This window comes from Pseudomonas solani (genome assembly GCF_026072635.1).
Lineage (GTDB): Bacteria > Pseudomonadota > Gammaproteobacteria > Pseudomonadales > Pseudomonadaceae > Metapseudomonas > Metapseudomonas solani.
In genome coordinates this window covers 6,297,126-6,321,391 of the sequence record NZ_AP023081.1, presented here as the reverse complement: position 1 = coordinate 6,321,391, position 24,266 = coordinate 6,297,126, and the positions used below count along the sequence as shown (strand labels likewise).

The following is a 24,266-nucleotide window of genomic DNA, read 5'->3' as shown; positions in this document are numbered from 1 at the left end:
ACCTAGGCGAGGAAGCCAGCGCAAGGCGAAAACGGGCGAGAGAGCGGAGTTTACGCGCCGTAAATGAGCCTCTTGAGCCTGTTTTCAACGCAGCGATGGCAACGCAGATAGTTGTCAGTAGCCGGTAATGGGTTGGGCGTCTTCTTCCAGCAAGTACTCCACCATCGCCCGCGCAGCCGGTGACAGGCTGCGCCCGGCGTGGCTGACGATGCCATAGGCCGAGCGGGCGTCGAGGTTGTCCACCGGCAGCAGCACCGCCAGGCGGCCGGCCGCGACGTCTTCGGCCAGTACGTCCCAGGGCGCCATGCTGATCACCTCGCTGTCGGCCACCAGGGCCTTGAGCACCATGAAGTTGTCGCACTCGATGCCCAGCGGTTGCGCCTTGTTGTTCAACGCGCCGAGGGTGCGCGCCACCTCGACGGGCAGCTGGGTGCCGGCCAGCGGGTAGACGGCCAGGTCCTCGACCCGCAGGCGGGGTCGTTGCAGCAGCGGGTGGCTGGGGCGGCAGAAGAGGGTGCCGGCGTGGCGGCGCAGGGGCGTGATGTGCAGCAGCGGGTCGCCTTCGAACTCGCGTACGTCCGCCACGAACAGCTCGATGGCGTCCCCCAGCAATTGGCTGCGCAGGCTGTGCCAATCCTCGATGCGCAACTGCACCTGCACGCCCGGGTGGGCCCCGGCGAAGCGGCCCAGCGTGCGGGGCACCAGGCGCGCGGCGGGGTAGGGGCCGGCACCCAGGCGCAGTTCGCCGCTGTCGAGGTTCTCCAGTTGGGCCACGGCGCTGTGCAGGGCGCGGCGGCCGTCCAGCAGGCGCCGGGCGTGTTCCAGCACCAGGCGGCCATGGGCGGTGAGGGTGATCTGCCGGGGGCCGCGGTCCAGCAGGCTGCAACCGAGGCTGGCCTCCAGGGCCTGGATGCTGCGGCTCAGGGCCGGCTGGCTGAGGTTGACCGCCTCGGCCGCGCGGGCGAAGTGGCCGTGTTCGGCGAGGGCGACGAAGTGGCGGAGCTGGCGTAGGTCGTTCATGCGTATCCCGCATCGATTTCGGCAGAGGAATGCATTGGAATTATTGATCGGCGCCTGCCAGCCTGTCTGCTCCCATAACAACAACGAGCCGACATCATGCGCATCACCACCCGCTTCGGCGGCCTGCTGCTGGCCGCCGCCCTGCCATTCGGCGCCGACGCCGCGCTGCCCGACGAGACTTTGGAGCCGAGCATCAACGCCGAGCTTGCCGAGCACACCCGGCACTTTGACGAGAAGGTCTACAAGATCGCCGACAACGTCTGGTCGGCGGTGGGCTGGAACCTGGCCAACAGCGTGATGATCGAGGCGCCGGAAGGGCTGATCATCGTCGACACGGGCGAGTCCGCCGAGCAGTCGCGCAAGGTGCTGGCGGAGTTCCGCAAGATCAGCGCCAAGCCGATCAAGGCCATCGTCTACACCCACTTCCACCCGGACCACATCAACGGCGTGAAGGGCTTCGTCAGCGAGGAGCAGGTGAAGCGCGGCGAGGTGCAGATCTACGCCCAGGAAACCCTGCTGGACAACGTGGTGACCCAGGGCGCGCTGGTGGGTCCGATCCTCGGCATGCGCTCGGGCTACAGCTTCGGCGCGGCCCTGCCGGACAGCGACAAGCGCGACATGAACGCCGGCCTCGGCCCGCTGGCCCATCCCGGCGCCTCCACCTTCATCGCGCCGACCGTCACCTTCAAGGAAGCCCTGGATACCACCATCGCCGGGCTGAAGGTGCAGTTCCTCCATGTGCCCAGCGAGGCGCCGGACGAGATCGTCCTCTACCTGCCGGACAACCGCGTGCTGATCAGCGCCGAGGTGACCCAGGGGCCGACCCTGCCCAACGTCCACACCCTGCGCGGCACCAAGTTCCGCGACCCGGGGGTGTGGGTGCAGAGCCTCGACAAGCTGCGTGCCTTCAAGGCCGACTACATGGTGCCGCTGCACGGCCAGCCGGTGTCCGGCCGCGACAAGGTGGAAGAGGTGCTGCGCATGACCCGCGACGCCATCGCCTACATCCACGATCAGACCGTGCGCTGGATGAACAAGGGCCTGACCCCCGACGAGTTGGTGGAGAAGGTCAAGCTGCCGCCGCACCTGGCCGGTTACACGCCCTACCTGCGCGAGTACTACGGCACCGTGAAGCACAGCGTGCGGCAGATCTACCAGGGCTACCTGGGCTGGTTCCAGGGCGACCCGGTGGACCTCGACCCGACGCCGCCGGCGGAGAAGGCCAAGCGCCTGATCGCCCTCATGGGTGGGCGTGACAAGCTGCTGCTGGCCGCCGGCGACGCCTACCTCAAGGGGGACTGGCAATGGGCGGCCGAGCTGGCCAGCTACGCCATCCGCGTCGACCACGACGACAAGTTGGCTCGCGACATCAAGGCCCGCAGCTTCCGCCGCCTGGGCTACGCCAGCATGAACATCAACTGGCGCAACTGGTACCTGATGAGCGCCATGGAGCTGGAAGGCAAGCTCGAGGGCGATGCCGCGCTGCAGCTGTCCCAGGGGCTGCGCAACGCCTTCCTCTCGCCGGACATGCTGAAGAACCTGCCGGCGCGGATCTTCCTGCAGAACTGGGTCACCCGCATCGATCCGGAGAAGAGCGCCGACGTGAACCTCACCCTGGGCTTCGTCTTCCCCGATATCAACGAGCAGTGGGCGCTGGAGATACGCCGCGGCGTGGTGGAGATGCACCCGGGCATCCCCGAGGGCACCACGTTGAAGCTGACCTTCGACAAGACCTACCTCGACACCGTGATCAGCGGCGAGAACGGCCTGCTCAAGGGCGCGCTGCTGGGCGACGTGAAGGTGGACGGCAACCTGCTGGACATCAAGACCTTCCTCGGTTGCTTCGACTTCGAGGACGCCCCCATCGCCCTGACGGTGCGCTGACCCACCCCGAGCGCGCAGGCGGGCTGACCCACCGTCGCGCGCGCCGGCCAAACGAAAGTGCGGAAGGCGCGCGCGGCCGGAGACGGCACACTGCAAGGCTCAACCTTGCAATGGAGAACCCCTATGCACGTCCTGTCGTTCGCCAAGGGCGCCCTGGCCATGTTCTGGCTGGTGGCGATCCTCAATATCGTCTACCCCTTCGGCGAGCCCCTGCACCGCCCCCTGCTGCTGGTGGCCGGTGTGATGCTGCTGGTCCACGTGGCCGAGGCCGCGCTGTTCAACCGCAAGCTCAAGGCCCGTCCCTTCCCCTGGCTGGAGCGCACCCAGGTGCTGCTGTTCGGCTTCCTCCATCTGCGCGGGCTGCGCTGATCCTGCCTCCACCGTTCCCGGGCTGAAGCCCGGGCTACGCCTGGGTGCTCCCGCCGCCACCGTCGGTGGAGTGCGGCGGTAGGGCGGGTGAAACCCGCGATGTTGTTGTGCGAAACCCCTGTCGGGTTGCACCCGACCTACACCGGCACGGTGATTGGGTTGGGCATGGCGCCGTAGGTTGGCGCCGAGCGCAGCGAGGCCCAACGGTGCGATGCTCGGCCTTGCTGCGTTGGGCTTCGTACCTCAGCCCAACCTACGGGGGCTCCCTGTTTTCCGATGGCACTGAAACCCGCATGGCCTTGCCCACGGCGCAGGTCGGATAGGGGCACTGTGCCATTGTTTTTTCTGCTGCCAGCCCGCACCATTCGCGCCTCGTTATCGGGGCCGCCCGGCGGTTCCATTGGCAGGAAATCGGATTTTGCTCAGCAGTATCGGCAAATGGCGAAGCACGGGTAGGCCGGGCGTTATAGGCCCGGCGCTGCTGTTGCTGTTCGCCTTGCTGGCCGGTGCCCTGCAGGCGGATTGGGATTTCACCCTGATCAGCCGTCGCGCCGAATCCCTCTATGGCCCCCTGGGCGATGGCAAGCAGCGCATCGATGACTGGCAGCGCCTGCTGGCCAGCCAGGTGGGCGCCAGCGAGGCGGAGCAGTTGAAGGAGGTCAATCGCTTCTTCAACGCCAAGCTGCGTTTCACCGATGACCTCGCCCTGTGGAACCAGGTGGATTACTGGGCGACACCGGTGGAGGCGTTGCGCCGCGGGGCGGGCGATTGCGAGGACTACGCCATCGCCAAGTACATCAGCCTGCGTCACCTGGGGGTGCCGGCGGAGAAGCTGCGCATCACCTACGTCAAGGCACTGCGCCTGAACCAGGCGCACATGGTGCTGACCTATTACGAGAAACCCGACGCGGTACCCCTGGTGCTGGACAACCTGATCGGCAGCATCCTGCCGGCGTCCCAGCGCAGTGACCTGTTGCCGGTCTACGCCTTCAACGGTGAGGGCCTGTGGCTGACCAACCAGGGCGGCGGCAAGAAGGTGGGCGACGCCAAGCGTCTGTCCCGCTGGCAGGACCTGTTGAAAAAGATGAAAGCCGAAGGCTTTCCCACGAGCGAATAGCGGAGTCGAGATGTCCCTGTTCAAACAGCTGTTGATCGCCATCTGCCTGTTCCTGGTCGTCGCCTTCAGCGGCAGCTTCATGGTCAGCCTGGAAAGCTCGCGCGAGCAGTACGTCAACCAGTTGCGTTCCCATGCCCAGGACGCGGCGACGGCCCTGGGCCTGTCGCTGACGCCGCACATCGACGATGCGGCGATGGTCGAGCTGATGGTCAGTTCGATCTTCGACAGCGGCTACTTCGAGCGCATCCGTGTGATCGACATGGCCACCGGCAAGGTGATCGTGGAGCGCACCGGCGTGCCCGACGCGGTGGCGGCCCAGGTGCCGCAGTGGTTCGTGTCGCTGATCGGCCTGGAGTCGGCCGGCGGCGATGCCATCGTCAGCCGTGGCTGGACCCAGGCCGCGCGGGTCGAGGTGCAGAGCCACCCGATGTTCGCCATCGCCAAGCTGTGGCAGAGCGCCCTCGGCAGCCTCGGCTGGCTGGCCCTGTGCGGCCTGGTCAGCGCTGGCCTCGGCGCCGTGCTGCTGCGCCGCCAGCTGCGCCCGCTGGACTACATGGTGGAGCAGTCCCACGCCATCGCCCGTCGCGAATTCCTCAGCCTGCCGCAGTTGCCGCGCACCCCCGAGCTGCGCCGCGTGGTGCAGGCGATGAACCAGATGGTGGAGAAGCTCAAGGCGCTGTTCCAGGAGCAGGCCGAGCGCAGCGAGCGCCTGCGCGACGAGGCCTACCAGGACAGCCTCACCGGCCTGGGTAACCGCCGTTACTTCGAGATGCAGCTCAGTGCCCGCCTGAGTGCCGAGGACCAGGCCAGCAGCGGCTACCTGCTGCTGTTGCGGGTCAACGACCTGGCCGGCCTCAACCAGCGCCTGGGTGGCCAGCGCACCGACCAGTTGCTCAAGGCCGTGGCCGAGCAGCTCGCGCGCAACAGCGCGGGGCAGGGCGCCGGCCAGTTGCTGGCGCGCAGCCGCGGTGGCGAGTTCATCCTGCTGGCGCCGGGCCTGGTGCGCGAGGAGGCCGAGCAACTGGCCACCCGCCTCGATGGCGCCCTGGGTAGCCTGGCCAGCACCGGTGCCACCGACACCCATCCCGTGGCCCATATCGGCCTGGTGCCCTTCGCCCCGGGCGAGTCGCAGCAGGACCTGATGATGCTCGCCGACGAGGCCCTGGCCCAGGCCGAGCGCCAGGCCGACCGCGCCTGGGCGTGCATCGAGCAGACCCGCGCCGGCAACGTCGGCGATGACCGTCACGCCTGGCACGCCTTGCTGGACAAAGCCCTGGCCCAGGGGCGCTTCCAGCTGTTCTTCCAGCCGGTGGTGGCCAGTCGCGACCCCACGCGGGTGTTGCATTACAAGGTGCTGTCGCGCCTGCCGGACGAGCAGGGCGAGAGCATCCCCGCCGGGCGTTTCCTGCCCTGGCTGGAGCGCTTCGGCTGGTCCACGCGCCTCGACCTGGTGATGCTGGAACTGGTGCTGGCGCAGATGGCCGGCCACGACCAGCCCCTGGCGCTGAACCTGTCCGGCGCGCTGCTGCGTGACGAGAAGGCGCTGAACCGTGCCCTCGACCTGCTGCGTCAGCATCCGCAACTGGGCCCGCGCCTGACCCTGGAACTGGAGGAAGACCAGTTGCCCGAGCAGGCGGTGCTGGAGAGCCTGACCCGGCGCCTGCGCGAGCTGGGTTTCGCCCTCAGCCTGCAGCACTTCGGCGGTCGCTTCAGCATGATCGGCAACCTGGCGCGCCTGGGCCTGGCCTACCTGAAGGTGGATGGCAGCCACATCCGCGCCATCGACACCGAGAACGACAAGCGCCTGTTCATCGAGGCCATGCAGCGCGCGGCCCACAGTATCGACCTGCCGCTGATCGCCGAGCGCGTCGAGACCGAGGGCGAGCTGCGGGTGCTGCAGGAAATGGGCATCCAGGGTGCCCAGGGCCAGCTGTTCGGCGCTCCCGCTCCCTGGCGTTGATCCCGGGCGGAGGCGGGCGCCACGGCCCCGCCTTCCGGCCGCTGCCTTGAACCATCCCGCGCTTTGCCCGGTCCCCTGAAGTACGCCAGAACACGGACTTCAGGAGGCTCCATGGGCATCCACCTGCCGAGTATCGGGCTGGGCGGCGCACCGCTCGGCAATATGTTCGGCTTAAGTGTTGCTAGAGGATCTGAGCCCAGCTGGTTGCCGAGGTTTGGTGGGGCTTCTGGTTTCGCCCCCCCGGGCGAGTCCCTTTTGACAATCGTCGGAATGCCGAACCACTTAAAAGGAACCAAAAGGGCTTGCCCCTCCATGCGGGTCTGGCTTCGCCAGACTTCCCTCGCTCCATCATCGCTCCAGGGGCACGCCGCGAAGGGCCATCCCTGGCCCATCGCGGCTCTCGCGACATCCATGTCGCTCAACCCCTTACACGACGATTCACTCGGCCTTCTGGGAAGGGGCGTTTGGTGGCTGCTCCAACTTTCTTCGCCCAGCGCATCACCACTTGGTGCGCACGGACCTTCGTAGGATGGGTAGAGCGGAGCGAAACCCATGCGGTGGACGTGGCAGAAGTCCATAAATGCTCGGAAACCACCGTGCTTAACCGTTTGCTTTAAACCTCAACAGCTAACGCAGACAGAGCCACATGTTCCGCCCCGTGGCTGAAGAACAGGCCGACCCGGACCTGTTCCTGCTGGCCGGGCGCTACAGCCTGCTGGACCACCGCGAGGCGCTGGAGACGCTGTTTCCCGCCTGCCTAGCGCGCGGCGTGGGCATCGTCGTCGGTGGGCCGTTCAATTCCGGTGTGCTGGCCGGGGGCGATCACTACGAGTACGACCGCATCCCGGCGGAGGTGAATAGCCGGGCGCAGCGCCTGATGGCGCTGTGCGAGCGCTTTGGTATCGACTCGCGGGCAGCGGCGTTGCAGTTCTGCCTGGCCAACCCGGCGGTGCTGTCGGTGATTCCCGGCACCGCGACACCGGTACGCCCGGCGCAGTACATGGCGCAACTGCAGGCCGAGGTGCCTCGGGCGTTCTGGCTGGCACTACAGGAAGAGGGGCTGGTGGGCGCGGATGTGCCGTTGCCGGTGTAGGGCCCGGCGCAGCGGCGGCAAAGGGGGAGGCAGGGGCCGGGTCAGATGACGCCTGACTCCTCGTCGTTGATCAGGCGGTTCAGGCCGCCGAGGGCCTCGCGTGCCTGGTTACGGCTGAGCAGCTTGGATTGCGCGGCCTGGGGCAGGTCGGTGATGCGGATCACGCCCTTGGTCATCAGCAGGCCGATGAGGTCTTCCAGTACCCGGATCATTTCCTGGTCGCTCTGCTTGAGCTGCATCAGGCTGGCTTCGACGGTCTGGTTGGAATACCAGGCGAGCACGAGCTGGTCATCGGCGGGGAGCATGCCGGTGAAGCCTTCGAACTCTGCCGCTTCCACGCGCACCAGTTGACCCTGGTCGTCTTGCTGAACGTAAAGCATGGGGTACCCCCTTTCTGAGGACATGAAAAGACCTGCGCCAATCTACACGCGCAGGCCAGTGGGGAACATGGGGAAAGCGAACCGGCCGCCTCCCCGCCGCCGGTGCACGGCGACGGGGAGGGGCGTTGTCGGTGGATCAGTGGTGCTCGGTCTTCACCAGCGGGTCGGAGCCGGCCACCAGGGAGCTGACGATCTGCGAGGAGGTGGAACCGTACTGGGTCAGGTCCACGCCTTCGAGCTTGATGGTCACATCGGCGCCGCTGTTGACGTTGCCGGTGGTGCTCACCTGCAGGGTGCTGGTGGCGGTGTCGACCTTGAGGTAATCGAGGAGGTTGCCGGAGTGCGCGGCATCGGGCAGCAGGTCGCTGAGGTCGATGCGGTCGCCCTGGGTGGCGTTGAAGTCCTTGATCACGTCGTTGCCGACATCGCCCGCCTTCCACATGAAGACGTCCGCGCCTGCGCCACCGGTGAGGGTGTCGTTGCCGATACCGCCGATCAGCAGGTCGTTGCCGTCACCACCGTTGAGCAGGTCGTTGCCAGCGTTGCCGTAGAGCACGTCGTGGCCGTTGCCGCCGTTGATGATGTCGGAGTACTTGCTGCCATTGATCAGGTCGCTGGCTTCGGTGCCGGTGGTGGTCTGGATGGTGTGAACCGCCCAGCCGGTGCTGGTTTCCACGAATTCCTGGCCGCTGGACAGGGTGGTGGCCTGGAACAGCTGGTAATCGCCGGTACCGAGGGTCTTGTACGCCGAGTCATCGCTGCCGCTGGGCTTGAGCTCGATCTTCAGGGTGGCGGAGCCGCCCTGGTCCCAGTACAGCAGTTCCAGCGCCTGCAAGCCGCCGGTGAGGCTGACGTTCTTGTAGGTGTCGGTGGTGGTGGACTGGATCTTGTCGGCGTTGGCGACGTCCTGGCCGTCGATCAGCAGGCGGTAACCGTCGTCCGCCGTGATGCGGATGTCGTAGGTTCCGCCGTTGCCGACGTCGATGAAGCCGTGAGCGCGGATGATGGCGTCACTGGTGTCACCCAGGTTCGACCCGCCGGCCTTGAGGCTGGAGACGTTGCCGGTACTGGCTGCCGTGAGGAAGTCGTACAGGTTGTTCTGGCTGTTGTTGGATGTGCCGATGGTGGTGCCGTTGTTGACGGTGCGGTTGTCACCGAGGTCGTCGCTGAACACCGGGCTGCCGTTCTTCAGGCCGTAGTCGATGACATTGGCGATGAAGGTGGCATTGACCGAGCCGTTCGCCGCGTTGGTGTTGGAACCCACCAGGCTGCTGTTGTTGCCGGAACGGCCCTCGATGTAGTTCTCGACCTGGCTCAGGGTGGTGAGGTTCGGCCGGCTGGTGCCGTTCTCGCTGTAGCCCCAGTACTCGCCGGTCAAGCCGCCGCTCAGGCTGGTGGTGCCGGTGGCGTCGGCCATGGTGATGGTGTTGGTGGTGTAGCTGGTGTGCTCCACGCCGCCATCGACGATGTTCAGGGTCAGGTGCTGGGACGCCGTGCTGGCAGTGCTGCCGTTGGGTTCGGTGCTGACCGCCTTGACGTCCAGGCCGATGTCGCCGCGCACGTCACCGGAAACCTGCAGCTTGGCGGTGGCCAGCTGGGCCGCGGTGAGGGTGTACACGCCGTTGACCGCGCTGAGGGTGGTGCCGCCGACGACGATGCTCGAACCGTTGGACAGGTTGCTCAGCTGGTAGCTCAGGCTCTCGGAGCCGTCTGTGTCGGTCAGTGCGCCGCCAATGTAGTTGGCCAGGGCGATGCTGGTCTTGCCGCTGACGCCGCCATCGCCGGCCACCACGCCCTGGGACGAGGTGAGGGTGATGTTGTCGATCAGCGCGCCACGACCGCTGGAGTCGGTGGAGGTGCCGGCCAGCTTGATGGTCAGGGCCTCGGTGTTGCCGGTGCCGACGAAGCTGAAGTGGATGTTTTCCCAGTTCAGGCTGGTCTGGCTGCTGGTGGAGGCGTATTCGCCCACCAGGGTGCTGCCGAGGTAGACGGCGATCTTGGTGAAGCTGGTGTCGAAGCCCAGGCGACCGGCGTAGTCCAGGTTCAGCTCGTAGACCTTGCCGACCTCGGTGGCGACGTTGCGGGTCACGCCCAGGGTCTGCGACATGCTGCCGCCGGCGTCGTTGAGCTCCAGGGCGTCGTTGTTGCCGGTGCCCTGCAGCTTGACGGTGACCATGTTGCCGGCCTGGTTCTGCATGCTGTCGCCGTTGGCCCAGACTTCGAACACGTTGCTGCCGCCACTGCGTACATCGCCGGTGGTGACCAGGCTCCAGTTCTCGAAGGTGGCACTGGTGACGTCCTGGGAGGTGCTGTCGCTGTTCGGCGCGCTTTCCCAGGTGGTGGTGAACAGGTTGGCCGCGGCCGCCGACTTCACGGTGAGCGTCGGGACGTCGGCCGACGGCGCGATGTCGATGCTCATGGTGCTGCTGGCGGTGCTCAGGGAGCCGTCGCTGCCGCTGTACTTGAACTCGGCGTAGGTCTGCTTGTTCAGGCCGACACCGGTGTTGCTGAAGCTGTCGTGACCGGATTCGTTGGAATCCGGCACGAAGCGCAGGCCGCCGCCATCGATCACCGACTTGGTGACGGTGGTGTTGGCGCTGACATCGGTCCAGGTGTTGCCCACCTTGACCTGCAGCTTGCCTTCGCCCGGCAGGCTCTCGACCTTGATCGACAGGCTGCTGTTGGCGTCCACGTCGCTGACCTTGAAGTCGCTCCAGCTGAAGACGTAGTTGGTGTCTTCGTTGCCGGTGACCGCAGCGCCAGCGACCACCACGGGGGCTTCGTTGACGTTGGTCACGGCGATGGAGTAGGTCGCCGACTGGGTGCTGCCGTCGGAGCTGGTGGCCAGCACGGTGATGGTGTGGCTGGTAGCCGCCTCGTAGTCGAGCTTGCTGCCATCGGCCACGGTGACGACACCTGTGGTGGCGTTGATGGCGAAGCGGCCGCCGGCGTTGTCGGTCAGCGCGTAGGTCACGCTGGTGCCGGCATCGCCGTCCACACCCAGGGCGGTGACGCCCACGCGGGTGCCGGTGGCGGCGTTCTCGGCCACGGTATTGGTGGCGCTGTCGGAGTCGCTGAGGGTCACGCCGTTGTCGTTCACATTGCTCAGGTTGATGGTGAACACCTGGGTGTTGGTGCTGCCATCGGAGCTGGTGACCTTGACGGTGATGTTGTGGCTGGTGGCGGCCTCGTAGTCGAGCTTGGTGCCATCGGCCACGGTGACCACACCGGTGGTGGCGTTGATGGCGAAGCGGCCACCGGCGTTGTCGGTCAGTTCGTACTTGGTGATGGTGGCGCCGGCGTCGCCGTCGGTGCCCAGTACGGTGAGGCCGACGGTGCTGCCGTTGGCGGCATTCTCGGCAACGGTGTTGGCGGCGGCGTTGCTGTCGGTGATGACCACGCCGTTGTCATTGACGTTGGTGAGGTTGATGGTGAACACCTGGGTGTTGGTGCTGCCATCGGAGCTGGTGACCTTGACGGTGATGTTGTGGCTGGTAGCCGCCTCGTAGTCGAGTTTGCTGCCATCGGCGACGGTCACCACGCCAGTGGTGGCGTTGATGGCGAAGCGGCCACCGGCGTTATCGGTCAGCTCGTACTTGGTGATGGTCGCGCCGGCGTCGCCGTCGGTGCCCAGTACGGTCAGGCCGACGGTGGAACCGTTGGCGGCGTTCTCGGCAACGGTGTTGGCGGCCGCGTTGCTGTCGGTGATGACCACGCCGTTGTCGTTGACGTTGGTGAGGTTGATGGTGAACACCTGGGTATTGGTGCTGCCGTCGGAGCTGGTCACCTTGACGGTGATGTCGTGGCTGGTAGCCGCCTCGTAGTCGAGTTTGCTGCCGTCAGCGACGGTCACGACACCGGTGGTGGCATTGATCGCGAAGCGGCCACCGGCGTTGTCGGTCAGCTCGTACTTGGTGATGGTCGCGCCGGCGTCGCCGTCGGTGCCCAGTACGGTCAGGCCGACGGTGGAACCGTTGGCGGCGTTCTCGGCAACCGTGTTGGCGGCGGCGTTGCTGTCGGTGATGACCACGCCGTTGTCGTTCACGTTGCTCAGGTTGATGGTGAACACCTGGGTGTTGGTGCTGCCATCGGAGCTGGTGACCTTGACGGTGATGTTGTGGCTGGTAGCCGCCTCGTAGTCGAGTTTGCTGCCGTCAGCGACGGTCACGACACCGGTTGTGGCGTTGATCGCGAAGCGGCCGCCGGCGTTGTCGGTCAGCTCGTACTTGGTGATGGTGGCGCCGGCGTCGCCGTCGGTGCCCAGTACGGTCAGGCCGACGGTGGAACCGTTGGCGGCGTTCTCGGCAACGGTGTTGGCGGCCGCGTTGCTGTCGGTGATGACCACGCCGTTGTCGTTGACGTTGGTGACGTCGATGGTGACGGTGGCGGTGACCGGGGTCTTGCCGTCGGTGGCGCTGACCTGCAGCTGGTGCTGGGTGGCGGTCTCGTAGTCCAGGGTCTTGCCGTTGGCGAGGGTGATCACGCCGGTGCTGGAGTTGATGCTGAACAGGCCAGCGTCGTTGCCACCGGTGATGCTGTAGAACAGCGGCTCGCCATCACGGTCCTGGTCGGTGCCGGTGAAGCGGTCGCTGAGGTCGGCGATGGTGCTGCCGGAGGCGATGTTTTCGGCGAAGCTCACGGTGCTGTTGGCCAGGCCTGGGGCACTGTCCAACGCCGCGACCTGGATGGTCATGGTGTTGGGCGTGGAGAAGGCGCCGCTCTGGTCCTGCACCGAGAAGCTGAAGCTGCTGTTGCCGTTGGCATTGGCTGCCGGGGTGTAGACCAGGGAGGCGATCTGCGCCGCGGTGATGATCATGCCGACGGTGACGGCTTCGTTGCCCAGGCTGAGGCTGCCGCTGGCCGGCAGGCTGTTGATGCGGATGCCCTTGAGGCTATCGCCGGTATCGACATCGTTGAAGGCGAAGTCGCCGCTGGTGAAGCTGCGCGGGGTGTCTTCGTTGGTGTTGACGGTGTTGTCGGCGCTGGTGGGCGCGTCATTCACGGCGTGCACGGTCACCGGCAGGGTCAGGTTGGTGCTGGCCTTGTCGCCGTTGGCGCCTTCGGTAGCGGTCGCGGTGACCTTCAGGTCGAAGGTGCCGTTGTAGTTGGCTGGCGGGGTGATGCTCAGGTTGCCCAGGTTCCAGCTGCTGATGTCCGTGCTGGTGCTGCCGCTGGTGGCGGTGAAGCTGTTCACACCGTCTGTCAGGGTGGCGCCCTCGGGGATCTGCGAGATGCCCACGGAGAGGCTTTCCGAGCCGTCGGTGTCCTTCAACGAGGCGGTCAGGCGCGACAGCGGGATGCTGCTGTCCTCGTCACCTTCGTTGACGTTGTAGAGCTGGTAGTAGCCCTTGCCGTCGCTGCCATGCAGCTCCGACAGGTGCAGGCCGTTGCCGGCCAGGTCGCTGGGCTTGGTGTAGAGCTGCACGTTGGCGCTGGACAGGTCCTGCACCGGGCCGTTGCCGACCTTGACGTTGACGTCCAGGGTGCCCGGGCCGCTCTGGTTGTGCTGGTAGATGTCCAGGGTGTAGTAGCCGCTCTCCTGGGCGGTGTAGCTGCCGCTGAACTGGCCAGTGGAGCCGCCCCAGGTGGCGTTGGCCACGGTGGTGCCACCCACGGAGACGAGCACGCTGTCGTCACCCGAGCCGCTGAAGGTGTAGGTCTGGCCGGCTTCGAGGTAAATCAGGCCGGAAAGCTTGTTGGCCACGCCGGCGTTGACGCTGTCGATGTGGGCATCGGCCAGGTTGCCGCTGCTGGCGGGGGTGCCGGCGGCGTCGATGGTGCTCTTCAGGGTGGCCGGGTTGGCACCGTTGCCGCCGCTGCCCAGGGGCAGGTTGTTCCAGCTCTGTTGGAGCAGACCGGTGGCCGCGGGGTTGCCGCTTGGGGCCTGGGCGCCGAGGTTCGGGGCATCGGCCACGGCCTGGATGCCGACCTGGACGGTGGCGGTGCTGTTGCCGCCCTTACCATCGGTGACGGTGTAGGTGATGGTGTCCGCACCGCTGTAGTCGCCGGTGGGGGTGTAGACCAGCTTGCCGTCGACGATGCTGACGCTGCCGTGCTGCGCGTTGGCGCCGGTCAGGGTCAGGCTGTCGCCGTCGGTGTCGCGGTCGTTGGCCAGCACGTCGATGGTGACGGCGGAGTCTTCCAGGGTGCTGGCGGTGTCGTTGGCCGCCGTCGGGGCATCGTTGACCGGGTTGACGGTGATGTTGACCACGGTGTCGACCACGCCGCCCTTGCCGTCGCTGACGGTGACCACGAAGCTGTCCGGCCCGTTGTAGTCGCCGTTGGGCTTGTAGGTGTACTCGCCGGTGTTCGGGGTGAGCACCAGGCTGCCGTTGGCGGTGCCGGTCTTCAGGGTGTAGGTGAGGCTGTCGCCTTCCGCATCGGTGGCGGTGATGCGGCTGGTCAGGGTGCCGTCCTCGTCCACGCTGGCGGTGCTGTCGGGCGCGACGGGGGCATCGTTGACCGGCTTGACGGTGACGCTGACCACGCTGGTGGTGGTGCCGCCGTTGCCATCGCTGATGGTGACGGTGAAGGCATCGCTGCCGTTGAAGTCCTTGGCCGGCTGGTAGGTGTAGGTGCCGTCGGCGTTGAGCGTGACGGTGCCGTGCTGCGGGCCGTTGCCGTTGGCGATGCTGTAGGTGAGGGTGTCGCCGTCGACGTCACGGGCGGTGACCTTGCCGTCGATCGGGGTGTCCTCGTCGGTGCTGACGCTGGACGGGCTGCTGGTCGGTGCATCGTTGACCGGGTTGACCTTGATGGACACCACGGAGTCGGCATAGCCGAGCTTCGGATCGTAGACCCGGATGGTGAAGGTGTCGGTGCCGTTGAAGTCCTTGTTCGGCGTGTAGGTGTACTCGCCGGTGACGGTGTTGAGCAGCAGCGAGCCGTGGTCGACGCCGGCCTGGATGACGTAGGTCAGCTTGTCGCCGTCCACGTCGCTGGCGACGATCTTGCCGCTGACGCTCTGGTCTTCATCGGTTTCCTTGGCCTGGTCGGCGGTGACCGGGGCGTCGTTGACCGGTTTGACGGTGACGCTGACCACGCTGGTGGTGGTGCCGCCGTTGCCATCGTCGATGGTGACGGTAAAGGCGTCGCTGCCGTTGAAGTCCTTGCCCGGCTGATAGGTGTAGCTGCCGTCGGCGTTGAGCGTGACGGTGCCATGCTGCGGGCCGTTGCCATTGGCGATGCTGTAGGTGAGGGCGTCGCCATCGGCATCGCGGGCGACGATCCGGCCGTCGATCGGGGTGTCTTCGTTGGTGCTGATGCTGGACGGGCTGCTCACCGGTGCGTCGTTGACCGGGTTGACCTTCACGCTCACCACGGAGTCGGCGTAGGCGCCTTTGGCGTCATAGACGCGGATGGTGAAGGTGTCGTTGCCGTTGTAGTCCTTGTTCGGCGTGTAGGTGTACTCGCCGGTGACGGTGTTGAGCAGCAGGGAGCCGTGGTCGACGCCGGCCTGGATGATGTAGGTCAGCTTGTCGCCTTCCACGTCGGTGGCGACGATCTTGCCGCTGACGCTCTGGTCTTCGTCGGTTTCCTTGGCCTGGTCAGCGGTGACCGGTGCATCGTTGACCGGAATCACGTTGATGCTGATGAGGCTGGTGGTGGTGCCGCCCTTGCCGTCGCTGATGGTGACGGTGAAGGCATCGGGCCCGTTGTAGTCCTTGTTCGGCCGGTAGCTGTAGCTGCCGTCGGAGAAGAGGGTGAGCGTGCCGTTCTGCGGGCCATTGCCGCTGGCGATGCGGTAGGTGAGGGTGTCGCCGTCGATGTCGCGGGCATCCACCTTGCCGTTGATCGGCGTGTCCTCGGCGGTGCTCAGGTTGGCCGGGTTGGCAGTCGGCGCGTCGTTGATCGGGTTGACGGTGATTTGCACCACGGCGTCGACCACGCCGCCCTTGCCGTCGTTGACGGTGACGGTGAAGGAGTCCGGACCGTTGTAGTTGGCGTTGGGCTTGTAGGTGTACTCGCCGGTGGCGGTATCCAGGACCAGCGTACCGTTGCTGGTGCCGGACTTGAGGGTGTAGGTCAGGGTGTCGCCATCGGCGTCGGTGGCGTTCAGCTGGCTGGTGAGGCTGCTGTCTTCGTCCACGTTGACGGATGCGTCGTTCATCACCGGCAGGTCGTTCACCGGGTTCACGCCCAGGGCGACCTGGCCGCTGACGGTGACGGTGCCGTCGTTGACGCTGTAGGTGAAGCTGCCAACGGCCTGGCCGGCGCTGTAGTCGGCCGGGGCGTTGTACTTCAGGCCCTGCAGCTGGGCACTGGTGAGGGTCTGGCCGTTGATGAGGGCGGTGCCGTCGGCCAGGGTCACGCTGCCGAGGGTGGGCAGGCCGGTGACGGTGATGGTGAGGCTGTCGCCATCGGCGTCGGTCGGGGCCTTGAGGCCCAGGTCGGTGCCGACGCTTTCTTCGTTGACGGTCAGGTTGGCGCTGTCGGCGACCGGCGCATCGTTCACCGGATTCACGCCCAGGGCGACCTGGCCGCTGACGGTGACGGTGCCGTCGTTGACGCTGTAGGTGAAGCTGCCGACGGCCTGGCCGGCGCTGTAGTCGGCCGGCGCGTTGTACTTCAGGCCTTGCAGCTGGGCGCTGGTCAGGCTCTGGCCATTGGTCACGGCGGTGCCGTCGGCCAGGGTCACGGTGCCCACGGTGGGCAGGCCGGTGACGGTGATGGTGAGGCTGTCGCCATCGACATCGCTCGGCGCCTTGAGGCCCAGGTCGGTGCCGATGCTTTCTTCGTTGACGGTCAGGTTGGTGCTGTCGACGACCGGCGCATCGTTCACCGGAGTGACGCCCAGGGTGACCTGGCCGTTCACGGTGGCGGTGCCGTCGTTGACGCTGTAGGTGAAGTTGCCAACGGCCTGGCCGGCGCTGTAGTCGGCCGGGGCGTTGTACTTCAGGCCTTGCAGCTGGGCGCTGGTCAGGGTTTGGCCATTGGTCACGGTGGTGCCGTCGGCCAGGGTCACGGTGCCGAGGGTCGGCAGGCCGGTGACCTTGATGGTCAGCGGGTTGCCGTCCACGTCGGTCGGGGCTTTCAGGCCCAGGTTGGTGCCGACGCTTTCCTCGGCCACTGTGAGGGAGGTGCTGTCGACCACCGGTGCATCGTTGACCGGCTTGACGCCTACGGTGACGGTGGCGGTATCGGTGCCGCCGTGGCCGTCACTCACGGTGTAGGTGAAGGAGCCGGTGCCGTTGAAGTTCGGCGCAGGGGTGAATACCACCTTGCCGTTGACCAGTTCTACGGTGCCGTTCTTGGCGCCCTGGACGCTGAGGATGGTGAGGCTGTCGCCGTCGACATCGGTGTCGTTGCCCAGCAGGGTGGAGGGCTCGATGGTCAGCGGCTGGTCTTCGTTGGTGGTCAGTACGTCGTTGCCGGCCTGGGTCAGCTGGCTGCCGCCGACCACGGTGTAGGTGCCGCCTTCCGGACGCAGTTCGACCTTCAGCTGGGCCTGGCCGCCCTGGTCCCAGTAGACGATCTGGATATTGTGGGCGCCGCTTTCGGTAAGGGTGAAGGTGGCCGATTCGCGCGCGGTCGGGCCCTGGTTGCCGTTGTATTCGGCGACCACCTTGCCGTCGATGACGATGCTGAAGCCGTCGTCGGCGGTGACCTTGAACTGGTAGGTGCCGGCGGCGAGGCTGATCTGGCCGGTGAGCTGGATGATGGCGTCCGAGCTGTTCGCCGGGTCGGTGTTCAGGGAGCCGGCATCGGCGCCGAGGAATTTCTGCAGCTGCTGGTCGCCGCCCAGGTTGCTGGACACGCCGTTGCCGTAGTTCAGCTCGGTGGCGGTGAAGGTGGCGCTGGGGGTGCGGCCGGCGATGAAGGCGGCGACCCCGGCGAGGTTCTCCAGGTTGCCGCCGTCGGTGCCTTCACGGTAGGCGTAGTAGTTGCCCTTGAGGCCGGCGATGACACCGAAGTCGTCGTTGGCATCGGGCGCGTCGTTGATCGGGTTGACGCCCAGGGTGACCTTGCCTTCGACGGTGGTGGTGCCGTCGTTGACGCTGTACTTGAAGTCGCCAACCGGGTCGCCGGCCTTGTAGTCGGCCGGGCCGTTGTACTTCAGGCCCTGCAGCTCGGCGCTGGTCAGGGTCTGGCCGTTGGTCACCGGGGTGCCGTTGGCCAGGGTCACGGTGCCCACGGTGGGCAGGCCGCTGACGGTGATGGTCAGGACGTTGCTGGTGTCTACGTCGGTCGGGGCGGCGATGTTCAGCGGAGTGCCGGTGCTTTCCTCGTCGACGGTGACGCTGGTGTCGGTGACCACCGGGGCGTCGTTGCGGCCCTCGATGGTGACCGAGGCGTTGGCGCTGGTGACGCCGCCGTGGCCGTCGCTGACTTCGTAGCTGTAGGTGAGGACGACCTTCTCGCCCACGGCCAGGTAGTCGTACTTGGACGGATCGATCTTCAGGCTGTTGCTGGCGGCGTCGAAGCTGACGCCGGACGCATCGCCGCTGCCGACCTGCTGGAGGTTGCCGACGCTGAGGACGTCGTTGGCATCTTCGTCGGAGGCGTGCTGCAGCAGGTCGAGGCTGTAGGCGGACGCGTCTTCGTGGGTCAGGGTGGTGGCGACACCGCTCACCACCGGGGCGTCGTTGCTGCCGGTGAGGGTGATGGTGACGTCACGGGAGACCGGGGCGCCGCTGCTGTCGGTGACGGTCACGCGGTAGACCAGGGTGACGGTCTCGCCGGCGCCCAGGTAGTCCAGCGCGCCGGCGGCGACGCTGTAGTTCCAGTGCACGGAGCCCTGGCCGTCGCCCTGGGCGGCATCGCTGATGTTGGCGCTGAGGTTGCCCAGCACGTTGACGCTCTGGCCGTTGCCGTCCTTCGCGCTGACCAGCTCGGTGCCCACGGTGTGGGTGTTGCTCAGGTCGGCGTCGCTGAAGCCGAAGTCGCCGCTGGCGGTCAGGCTGCCGGCGTTCTCGCCGGGCACGCCGTCGGCGCGCTCGGTGATGCTGCCGCTCTGTACGGTGCTTTCCAGCACGGGGGCGTCGTTGCGACCCTCGATGGTGAGGGTGGCGGTGGTGGGGGTGATGCCGCCGTTGTTGTCGACCACGTCGTAGCTGTAGGTGAGCACCAGCTTCTCGCCGGCGGCGAGGTAGTTGTAGGCGTTCGGGTTCACCTGCAGGCCGTTGCCGCTGAGGGTCACGCCCGAGGCGTCGCCGCTGCCGACCTGCTTGAAGTTGCTGATGCCCAGCACGTCGCTGAGGTCGACATCGCTGGCCTTGGCCAGCAGGTCGACGCTCAGGGAGGCGGCGTCTTCGTTGCTGTCCACGGCGATGGCGCTGCTGACCACCGGCGCGTCGTTGACGCCGTCGATGGTGACGGTGGCGCTGGTGGTGACCAGGCCGCCCTTGCCGTCGCTGACCTGGTATTCGTAGGTCAGGACGACGCTCTCGCCCTTGGCCAGGTAGTTGTACCGGGACGGGTCGACCACCAGGGTGTTGCCCTGGACGGTGACACCGGCGGCGTCGTTGCCGCTGGTTTCCTTGATGTCGACGGCGCTGAGCACGTCCTTGGCGTCGGCATCACTGGCCTTGGCCAGCAGGTCGATCACCTGGCCGGCGGCGTCTTCGTTGGTGCCGTAGGTGATGGCGCCGCTGACGACCGGCACATCGTTCACGCCGGTGACGGTGATGGTCAGGGTGTTGCCGCTGGACAGCGAGCCGTCGGTGGCGGTGAAGGGAATCTGGATGATCAACTGCTCGCCCTGGCCCAGGGCCTGGTAGGCGGCATTGCTCGGGTCGAAGGTCCAGGTGCCGTCGGCGTTCAGGCTGAAGCCGGCCGGGGCGGGGTTGTTCAGGGTGAAGGTCAGGGTGTCGCCGTCGACGTCGGTGGCATCGAGCTTGCCGCCGATGGCCGGGGCGTCTTCGACGGTGGTGGCGCTGCTGGCGCTGGCCACCGGGGCGTCGTTCACCGGAGTGATGTTCAGGGTGATGCTGTCGGTGTCGCTCAGCTTGCCGTCGCTGGTGCTGATGGTCAGGGTGTCCTGGCCGTTGTAGTTGGCGGCGGGGACGTACTTCAGGCCCTGCAGGGCGGCGTTGATGGCCGCCTGGCTGCCGGACAGGGTGATGCTGCCGGTGCCGTTGCCGCTGAAGGTCAGGCCGTTGGCGAGGATCGGGCCGAGGCTCAGCACGCCGTGGTCGACGCTGAGGGTGGTGGTCAGCTTGTCGCCGTCCACGTCGCTCACGGCGACGCTGTTGTTGCCGAAGAGGCTGAAGACCTTGCTGCCGTCCTCGGCCAGGGTCTGGGCGCCCGGGGTGCTGTTGACCGGGGCATCGTTGACCGGGGTGATGTCGAACTTGAGGGTGGCGGTGCTGGTGAGGCTGCCGTCGCTCAGGGTGTAGGTGACGCTCGGGACCGGGCCGTTGTAGTCCTTGGCCGGCTCGAAGGTGAAGTCACCGTTGGCCTTGATGGTCAGCTTGCCGGTGCCCAGCAGGTCGATGGTGCCGCCGGCATTGGCGCTGACGAGCGGGAAGCCGGTGATGTTGAACTTGGTAACCACCAGGGTATCGCCGTCCACGTCCTTGTCGTTGGTCAGGACGTTGCCGGTGGCGGTCTGGTCTTCGTTCAGGGTGACGCTGTCGTTGACGCCGACCGGGCGGTCGTTGACCGGGGCGACGGTGATGGTCGCGGTGGCCTTGTCGGCCGAGACGGCGCCATTGTTGTCGACGGCGCTGTATTCGAAGGTGGTGGTGCCGTTCCAGTCCTTGGCCGGGACGAAGTACACCGGGCCGGTGACGCTGTCGCCGGCCTTCAGGGCGGTACCGCCGTTGGCGCCGGCGTACAGGGTGCCGTTGGCGGGCACGGAACCGATGGTGAAGCCGGTGACGCTGCCGTCGACATCGCTGCCGGACAGGTTCACCTGGATGCGTGCGGCCTGGTCTTCGTTGCCCGAAGCGCTGACGGCATTGGCCACCGGTGCGTCGTTGGTGCCGGTGAGGGTGATGGTCAGGGTGCTGTCGGCACTGGCGCCGTGCTCGTCGGTGACGGTGACCGGTACCGTGATGACCAGTTGCTCGCCACCTTTGAGGTAGTCGTAGGCGGCGTTGCTGGCGTCGAAGGTCCACTTGCCGTCGCTGCCCAGGGTCAGGCCGGCGACATTGGCGGTGGTGCTGAAGGCGAGGACCGCGCCGTCGTCGACATCATTGGCGGCGATCTGGCCGTTGATCTGGCCGTCGCCTTCGCTGGCGGCAGCGGTGGCGGCGGTGATGGTCGGCTTGTCGTTCACGCCGGTGACGGTGATGGTCAGGGTGCTGCTGCTGGACAGCTTGCCGTCGGTGGCGGTGAAGTTGATGGTCAGGGTGGTGGACGCGCCTTCGGCCAGGTGCTGGTAGTCGGCGTGGCTCGGGTCCAGGGTCCAGGTGCCATCGGTGTTCAGGGTGAGGCCGCCGGGGAGGGTGCCCTTGGCGCTGTAGGTCAGGGTGTCGCCGTCGACGTCGGTGGCGGCCAGTTTGCCGCCGATCACGGGCGCGTCTTCGGTGGTGGCCTCGGTGGTGGGGGTGGCCACCGGCGCGTCGTTCACCGGCTTGATGGTGAGGGTGACGCTGTCACTGTCGCTCAGCTTGCCGTCGGTGGTGTTGATGGTCAGGGTGTCCTGGCCGTTGTAGTCCTTGGCCGGAACGTATTTCAGGCCCTGCAGGGCGGCATTGATGGCCGCCTGGCTGCCCACCAGGGTGATGCTGCCGGTGCCGTTGCCGCTGAAGGACACGCCGCCGCTCAGCGGGCCGAGGGTCAGCGCGCCGTGTTCGACGGAAAGGGTAGTGGTCAGCTGGTCGCCGTCGATGTCGCGGACCGCGATGCTGTTGCCGGTCAGCAGGCTGAAGCTCTTGCTGCTGTCTTCGTTCAGGCTCTGGGCGCCGGGCACGGTGTTGACCGGGGCGTCGTTGACCGGGGTGATGTCGAAGGTGAGGGTGGCGGTGCTGGTGGCGCTGCCATCGCTCAGGGTGTAGGTGATGGACGGCACCGGGCCGTTGTAGTCCTTGGCCGGCACGAAGGTGAATTCGCCGTTGGCCTTGATGGTCAGCTTGCCGATGAGCAGGTCGGCGGTCTCGCCGGCCTTGAAGCTGACGAAGGGCAGGTTGGTCAGGCTGAACTTGGTGACGGTCAGGCTGCTGCTGTCGACGTCGGTGTCGTTGCTCAGCACGTTGCCGGTGGCGGTGGTGTCTTCGTCCAGGGTGATCTTGTCGGCCACGCCCACCGGGGCATCGTTGGTGCCGTTGATGGTGATGGTGACGCTGGTCTTGGTGCCGTCGGCAGCGGAGACCTCGAAGCTTTCGGTGCGCTTGTCACCGACGTTCAGCTCGTTGAAGGCCGAGTTGGCGACGAAGGTCCACTTGCCGTCGGTGCCGATGCTGAAGGTGCCGTAGTTGCCGGCGACGTTGTTCTGCGCCACGAAGGTGTTCGGGCTGTCGACGTCGCTGATGGTCAGGGTGCCGTTGGCGGTCACCGGGGCGTTGGTCTCGGTCAGCTGCACGTTGGCGCTGCTGAGGACGGCCGCGTCGTTGGTTCCATTGATGGTGACGGTGACGCTGGTCTCGGTGCCGTCGGCGGAGACGACCTTGAAGGATTCGCTGTAGGACTGGCCAACGTTCAGCTCGTTGAAGGCCGAGTTGGCGACGAAGCTCCAGTTGCCGTTGGCGTCGATGTTGAAGGTGCCGTAGGTGCCGGCAACGTTGCTCTGGGCAACGAAGGTGTTCGGGCTGTCGACATCGCTGATGGACAGGGTGCCGGCGGTGCTCAGCGGGGCGTTGGTTTCGGTCAGCTGCACGTTGGCGCTGCCGAGGATGGCCGGGTCGTTCACGCCGGTGACGGTGACGGTCAGGGTGTTGGTGGCCTGGGCGCCGTGCTCGTCGGTGACGATGTACTGGATGGTGACGGTGGTGGTCTCGCCTTCAGCCAGGGACTGGTAGGCGGCGTCGCCGGCGTTGAAGGCCCAGGAGCCGTCGGCATTCAGGGTGAAGCCGGCCGGGGCCTTGCCATCCACCGCATAGGAGAGGACCGCGCCCTTGTCGGCGTCGGTGGCCACCAGGTTGCCGGTGATGCTCTGGTCTTCGGTGACGTCCGCAGTGGTAGCGGTGGCGATCGGGGTGTCGTTGGTGCCGGTGAAGTTGATGGTGATGACGCGGGTATCGCTAGCGCCGGAGGGGTCCTTCACGGTGACGGTGAAGTTCTCGCTGGCGTTCTCGCCCAGGCCCAGGCCGTTCACGGCATCGGCATTGACGACATAGGTGTAGCTGCCATCGGCGTTGACGGTGAGCTCGCCGTAGGCGCCCTTGGCGCTGCCGCTCCAGGTCAGAACGGTGTCGTCGACGTCGGTGGCGGTGAGTTGGCCCTTGATGTCGGCGAAGGTGTCGGCGGCGGCGGTGTCATCGACATTGGCTTCATAGGTGCCGCTGGCGACCGGGGCGTCGTTCACCGGGTTGATGCCGACGTTGACGGTCAGCGGGGTGGAGGCGCCGCGGCTGTCGCTCACGGTTACTTCGAAGCTGTCGCTACCGTTGTAGTCCTGGCCCGGGGTGTAGGTCCAGGTGCCGTCCGGGTTCAGGGCGAGGGTGCCGTTGGCCGGTACGCGGGTGACGGAAAAGGTCACAAGGTCGCCGTTGGCGTCACGGCTGGTGAAAGTGCCGCTCAGCGGCACGTCTTCGTCGGTGGTCAGGTTGAAGGTGGTGATGGGGTTGCCGGAGCCGTCGACGAACTCGGGGGCGACGTTCTGCAGTGGGTCCTGGGTTTCGTCACCGCCGGCCGCCTGGAAGGCCAGGCCTTCGGTGTTGAAACCGACGGTGGGGTCGACGCGCTCGCCCGTGGCGTCCAGCAGCACGAAGCTGTGGCTGCCGCCGGCCGTGCCAGTACCGCCAGCACCGCCCGCAGCAGGGGCGCCGCCGGCCGCGGTGGCTTCGAAGGCTTGGGTCGGGTCGACGCCGGCGGCGATGGCTTTCTGCAGCTCATCGGCGCTGGGTGCCTGGGTGGCCGGCTTGTCGTCAGCGGCCTGGGGGGCGATCTCGGCGCTGCTCCACTGGGTGTCGCGGCCGAGGTCGAGCATTTTGCCGTTGGGCAGTTCAAGGGTCACCATGCCCGCAGCGCCGGTGATCAGCTGATCGCCCTGGAAGATGCGATCACCTTCTATGAGCTGGCGCTGCACACCCTCCGGAGAGACTGCAACTACTTGGCCGACAACGCTCTTGACGATTGCAACGACACTGCTCATGAGGGTGACTCTCCTGGTTTGGCTCTAGCTTCGGCGTGCTGCTTCGGTGCTCTTGCGAAGAGCCGTTTCGATGCAGGCATTCCCTTGTTTAATGGTGGTATTTTTTTGTCGTCAATTTATTGGCTTATCGCGTTTTGCTATTAAGTTTATGCCAATGTATTGACCAATTGGCATCCATCCTAAACAATCGTTTTCGTAATGTCACTTTGATATTCGATGGCCGTCCGGAATTTTTCAATGAGACT

8 protein-coding genes are annotated in these 24,266 nt (G+C 66.4%); 5 read left to right on the top strand and 3 right to left on the bottom strand.

Annotated features, from left to right (window positions below):
* Positions 1–114: 114 nt before the first annotated feature.
* Positions 115–1,020 carry a LysR family transcriptional regulator gene (locus PSm6_RS28590; RefSeq protein WP_265168997.1) on the bottom strand — a complete coding sequence of 302 codons (906 nt, stop codon included), beginning with the start codon at positions 1,018–1,020 and terminating at the stop codon, positions 115–117.
* Between the two features lie 96 nt (positions 1,021–1,116).
* Here PSm6_RS28590 and PSm6_RS28585 point away from each other — a divergent pair, with 96 nt between their 5' ends.
* The 5 genes from PSm6_RS28585 to PSm6_RS28565 all read left to right on the top strand — a co-directional run bounded on the left by PSm6_RS28585 (position 1,117) and on the right by PSm6_RS28565 (position 7,443).
* A complete protein-coding gene (locus PSm6_RS28585; RefSeq protein WP_265168996.1) occupies positions 1,117–2,904 on the top strand; it encodes an alkyl/aryl-sulfatase in 1,788 nt (595 codons plus the stop codon).
* Between the two features lie 123 nt (positions 2,905–3,027).
* Positions 3,028–3,273: a DUF1145 domain-containing protein gene (locus tag PSm6_RS28580; RefSeq protein ID WP_021218074.1), complete on the top strand. Its 246-nt coding sequence runs from the start codon at positions 3,028–3,030 to the stop codon at positions 3,271–3,273.
* A 484-nt stretch (positions 3,274–3,757) separates the two neighbouring features.
* A complete protein-coding gene (lapG, locus tag PSm6_RS28575; protein WP_307735125.1) occupies positions 3,758–4,390 on the top strand; it encodes a cysteine protease LapG in 633 nt (210 codons plus the stop codon).
* Between the two features lie 10 nt (positions 4,391–4,400).
* Entirely contained in the window at positions 4,401–6,350 is a 1,950-nt protein-coding gene (gene lapD / locus PSm6_RS28570) for a cyclic di-GMP receptor LapD (RefSeq protein ID WP_021218072.1), read from the top strand.
* Positions 6,351–6,996: 646 nt separating this feature from the next.
* A complete protein-coding gene (locus tag PSm6_RS28565) occupies positions 6,997–7,443 on the top strand; it encodes an aldo/keto reductase (protein WP_021218071.1) in 447 nt (148 codons plus the stop codon).
* A 41-nt stretch (positions 7,444–7,484) separates the two neighbouring features.
* On the opposite strand, the gene PSm6_RS28560 is transcribed toward PSm6_RS28565, so the two are convergent.
* Both PSm6_RS28560 and PSm6_RS28555 read right to left on the bottom strand, forming a co-directional pair.
* Positions 7,485–7,823: a hypothetical protein gene (locus PSm6_RS28560; RefSeq protein WP_021218070.1), complete on the bottom strand. Its 339-nt coding sequence runs from the start codon at positions 7,821–7,823 to the stop codon at positions 7,485–7,487.
* A 136-nt stretch (positions 7,824–7,959) separates the two neighbouring features.
* Positions 7,960–24,021, bottom strand: a complete 16,062-nt coding sequence (locus PSm6_RS28555) for a retention module-containing protein (protein ID WP_265168993.1) — start codon at positions 24,019–24,021, stop codon at positions 7,960–7,962.
* Positions 24,022–24,266 lie beyond the last annotated feature (245 nt).